Raw genomic sequence first — 3451 nt, forward strand, 5'->3', positions numbered from 1 at the left:
CCGACGGCGCGGCCGGGTCCGCGCCGGCCCACGGCGGAAGGGGCGTCGCGACATGACCGCGGGGCGAGCCGGGGAAGGGGACCGGCCCGCGGAGTCGGGACCGTCCCGGATGAACCTGGCGAACGTGCTCACCGTCGTGCGTCTCGCCCTGGTGCCGCTGTTCGTGGTCGTGCTGTTCGTCGAGAGGGGCGAGGACCCGCTGTGGCGGTACCTCGCCATGGCCGTGTTCGTGGCGGCGGCGCTCACCGACCGGATCGACGGGTGGGTGGCCCGGCGGTACGAGCTGGTCACCGACTTCGGCAAGGTCGCCGACCCGATCGCGGACAAGGCGCTGATCGGGGCCGCGCTGGTGGGGCTGAGTGTGCTCGGTGAGCTGCCGTGGTGGATCACGGCGGTGATCGCCGCGCGGGAGCTGGGCGTCACGGCGCTGCGGTTCTGGGTGATCCGGCACGGGGTGATCGCCGCGAGCCGCGGGGGCAAGGCGAAGACGCTCGCCCAGGTGGTGGCCATCGCCGCCTTCCTGCTCCCGCTTCCGGACGTCGCCGACCCGGTCCGGTGGACGCTCATGGCGCTCGCCGTGGTGCTGACCGTGGTGACCGGGCTGGATTATCTGGTGCGGGCACTGCGGATGCGCGCGGGGGGCGACGGTCGGTCCGGCAACGACCGCACGGACGGCCGGGACACCGGAGCGGATCCCTCCTCCTGGGGGCCGGGGCCGGGACGGACGGGTCCGGCGACGGAATGAACGGTTCCGGAGATCCGATGCCCCACGACTGCGCCCCTCCGGAGGAACGGTCGAGCGGGGACACGCTCCCCCGGGCGGAGGCCGCCGACGTCGTCACCGAACTCTCCCGGCGCGGGTGGACGGTGGCCACGGCGGAGTCGCTGACCGCCGGACTGGTGTGCGCCCGGCTGACCGGGGTACCCGGGGCGAGCGTGGCGGTGCGTGGTGGGCTCGTCGTCTACGCCACCGACCTCAAGCACACCCTCGCGGGGGTGGATCCGGACCTGCTGGCCGAGCACGGGGCCGTCCACCCCGAGGTCGCCGCGCAACTGGCGGAGGGGCGCGGCACCGGTGCGGAGCGGACTGGGGCCTGGGCCTGACCGGCGTCGCCGGACCCGATCCCCAGGACGGCGTCGGGCCGGGCACCGTGTATGTCGCACTCGCCGGGCCCGACCGGCGCGAGGTCCGGACGCTGCTCTGTCCGGGTGATCGTCGCGCCGTGCGGGAGGCGGCGGTGGCGGAGGCGTTCGCCGTGCTGTACCGATGCCTGCGTGGGGAACTACGACGCTGAGTCGCTCGTTCGCTCAGGGCGGACGACCGTGTCGGCACCTGCGTTCCGTCCCCCGGCCTGGGTACCGTGGACGACAGATGGAAGGGAGGCGCGTGATGACCGTGCTGTTGCGTGAGGCGATCGGTGATCGGCTCCGTCATGCCCGCACCACCAAGCGCCGGACGCTGCGCGACATCTCCCGCGCCGCCAGGGTGAGCCTCGGGTATCTCTCGGAGGTCGAGCGCGGGCAGAAGGAGGCCTCCAGCGAGTTGCTCGCCTCGATCTGCGAGGCGTTGGACCTGCCGCTGCCCGAACTGCTGCACAACGTCGCCTCGGACGTGTCCGCACTCGGCACGGTGGAGGCCGCCGGGGCGGAATCCGCGGTCCCGCTGCCCGCCGAGGCCGGTGCCCGCGAGTCCGTCGGTGCCCGCGAGCCCGTCGGCAGAGAGGCCGTCGCCGAGGACCTCGCCGAGGGGCTGGAGGAGGCACGGCCGGTCACGGGGGCCGCGGGCGAGTTCGGCGACTTCCGGCTCTCGCCCACCCTGCGTACGACGATTCCCGCCCCGGAGTCGAAGGCGGTGCTCGCGGCCTGAGGGGCCGGAGGCCCGGGACGCGGGACCCGGGGACCCCGGCGCCGCGTACGGGGCACGCCGTGCCGCCGTCCCTTCCGCGCGAAACGTGCGGGGTCGTGGTGGAACGGTGGGCGCCGACCTGACACGATGGAACCCGACAGACGGGGGTCACGTGTTCCGACCGGTATCGGCAGGTGGGCACCCGCGCAGGGAACCGTGGAATGTGAGAAGGCAGGCGGAGGAGATGGCCAACCCTTTCGTGAAGTTCTGGAAGTACCTCATGGCGGCGTTCTCGTCGAAGGTCGATGAGCACGCCGACCCGAAGGTGCAGATCCAGCAGGCCATCGAGGAGGCGCAGCGTAACCACCAGTCGCTCTCCCAACAGGCGGCGTCGGTGATCGGCAATCAGCGTCAGCTGGAGATGAAGCTGAACCGTCAGCTGGGAGAGGTGGAGAAGCTCCAGTCCTCCACCCGTCAGGCGCTGACCCTCGCCGAGGAGGCGCGCGCCAAGGGGGACGAGGCGAAGGCGCAGGAGTACGAGACCGCGGCCGAGGGTTTCGCCGCCCAGCTCATCACCGCGGAGCAGAGCATCGAGGACCTGAAGACGCTGCACGACCAGGCGTTGCAGGCCGCCGAACAGGCCAAGCAGGCCGTCGAGCGCAACGCGAGCATGCTCCAGCAGAAGCTGGCCGAGCGCACCAAGCTGCTTTCCCAGCTGGAGCAGGCGAAGATGCAGGAGCAGGTGTCGGCCTCGCTGAACCAGATGACCGAGATGTCCTCCTCCGGCAACACGCCGTCGCTGGACGAGGTCCGCGACAAGATCGAGCAGCGGTACACGACCGCGGTCGGTTCGGCGGAGCTGGCGCAGAACTCGGTGCAGGGCCGCATGATGGAGGTCCAGCACTCCACGACCCAGCTCGCCGGGCACAACAGGCTGGAACAGATCCGCGCCTCCATGAAGGGCGACTCGGTGGCCCAGGTGACCGACGGCTCCGAGAACGCGGGCACCGGGCAGGCCGCCGCCTCCTCCACCGGCCCGGACGTGCAGAGCGAGATCCAGGCCCGGGTGGAGGCCGAGCGGCAGAAGAACGAGGCCTGAGGGTCGGGAACGGCAGGGCGGATGTCGGGCCGACGGGATTTCGGGGAACAGGGCCTCGAGAAGTACGTGCGACGCCTGCCCGGCTACGCCCAGCAGGCCCACCGGCACCTCCGGCGCTACGCGGGAGAAGAGAACCGGTCGACCGCCCCGGACCGGCGGAGGCCGGACGAGGACGGGGGCGGGCCGTCCACCCCGGCGGAACTGCCGGTGGTCGCCGAGATCCGGGACAAGTGGGACCGCTGGAACGATCCGGCGGCGAAACTCCGGCGCAAGCGGCGGCGCACGTCGCGCGCCCTGACGGTGTGGTCGGTGCTGACCCTGCTCAGCGTGTTGTGGGCGGTGGTGGGCTACGCCGGCGTCAGCGGGGCGGAGGGCGTCCAGGGCGCGTTCAGCGGTCTCGCGGCGACGCTGATCTTCGGCGCGCTCGGGGTGCGCTCCGGCATCCGCCTCCACCGGCTCTCCCGCACGCCGTTGCCCGAGCGGCACTCGTCCGCCCCGGGCGCACT

General features: G+C 72.5%; 3 protein-coding genes and 2 pseudogenes. All 5 read left to right on the top strand.

Annotated features, from left to right (window positions below; translation table 11 throughout):
• Nucleotides 1-52: 52 nt before the first annotated feature.
• On the top strand, nucleotides 53-745 hold the full coding sequence (gene pgsA, locus SACHA_RS21490; RefSeq protein WP_083935828.1) for a CDP-diacylglycerol--glycerol-3-phosphate 3-phosphatidyltransferase: 693 nt from the start codon (nucleotides 53-55) through the stop codon (nucleotides 743-745).
• Between the two features lie 17 nt (nucleotides 746-762).
• A pseudogene (locus SACHA_RS21495) lies at nucleotides 763-1295 on the top strand (CinA family protein).
• 95 nt (nucleotides 1296-1390) lie between these two features.
• On the top strand, nucleotides 1391-1867 hold the full coding sequence (locus tag SACHA_RS0110645) for a helix-turn-helix domain-containing protein (RefSeq protein ID WP_019809549.1): 477 nt from the start codon (nucleotides 1391-1393) through the stop codon (nucleotides 1865-1867).
• Between the two features lie 223 nt (nucleotides 1868-2090).
• Nucleotides 2091-2945 carry a PspA/IM30 family protein gene (locus SACHA_RS0110650; protein ID WP_019809550.1) on the top strand — a complete coding sequence of 285 codons (855 nt, stop codon included), beginning with the start codon at nucleotides 2091-2093 and terminating at the stop codon, nucleotides 2943-2945.
• Nucleotides 2946-2966: 21 nt separating this feature from the next.
• Nucleotides 2967-3451: pseudogene (locus SACHA_RS25290) on the top strand (phage shock envelope stress response protein PspM); the annotation flags it as partial.

This window comes from Saccharomonospora halophila 8, from assembly GCF_000383775.1.
GTDB lineage: Bacteria > Actinomycetota > Actinomycetes > Mycobacteriales > Pseudonocardiaceae > Saccharomonospora > Saccharomonospora halophila.